The 757-nt window shown below is 51.1% G+C and carries 1 protein-coding gene; it reads right to left on the bottom strand.

What is annotated here, in order from left to right:
• Positions 1–278 precede the first annotated feature (278 nt).
• Positions 279–692 (bottom strand): FadR/GntR family transcriptional regulator, encoded by a 414-nt coding sequence (locus HMPREF1627_RS01850; protein ID WP_234305201.1) that lies wholly within the window; start codon positions 690–692, stop codon positions 279–281.
• Positions 693–757: the final 65 nt, after the last annotated feature.

The raw sequence follows: 757 nt of genomic DNA on the forward strand, positions 1-757 counted from the left end.
ATCACGCACTCGTTGCGCGTCGACGTTCACGGCCGGCGGATGTGCCGCAGTTAGTTCAGCTAGCGTCTTCATGCAACAACTCCTTTGTTGAAACCCTAGAGACCTTAGACGTCAGAGGTCTAAGACAATTTAAGAATAGGTTTACCCGGTTGAGGTGTCAAGGTTTCAATGAATGGAGCTTCAACGGTGCAGGGCGAAGGGGTAAATCGCTATCCGACCGCAACAGGCGTGAAAGCAGCAGTCGGGTGCAAACAAGCGCTTTTGGGGCCTCTAACTGGTTAATCCGACAGGTGTGTCTCAATGTCAGAACTCGTCTGAGTCATGTGAGATCGCATCGCATCCTTCGCCCTTTGCGCATCGGATTGTTCAATGGCCTCCAAAATCTCAAAATGGTGATGCCTAGCCCGCTTGCGAATCTGGGGAACAGAGGTTGTGAGAAGCCTAGAATCATGGAGCGCGGTAGAAAGTGGGGTCATGATCGAAGCTAGGAAAGGGTTTTTAGAGGCGCTTAAGATGGCTTGATGGAACTCGAGGTCGGCGCGAGTAGCTGCCTCGATATCGCCCTGCTCGCTTGCGGCATCATATTCATCTAGTTTTTGTCTCAAATGTTCGATATCGGCATCAACGCGACGTTCTGCAGCTAAACCGCATGCGCCAACCTCTAGCATTCGACGAACTTCCGAAAGGTACATTCCCAGCTCTTTTGGAGACGACGTTTGCGATATCCACCAAATAATCGAACTGAGGTCCGTCCACT

Source organism: Actinomyces sp. S6-Spd3 (genome assembly GCF_000758755.1).
Taxonomy (GTDB): domain Bacteria; phylum Actinomycetota; class Actinomycetes; order Actinomycetales; family Actinomycetaceae; genus Pauljensenia.

What these genes read in the sequence shown, in the direction of transcription:
- HMPREF1627_RS01850 (WP_234305201.1), bottom strand. Translation starts at nt 692, where the DNA reads ATGTACCTTTCGGAAGTTCGTCGAATGCTAGAGGTTGGCGCATGCGGT.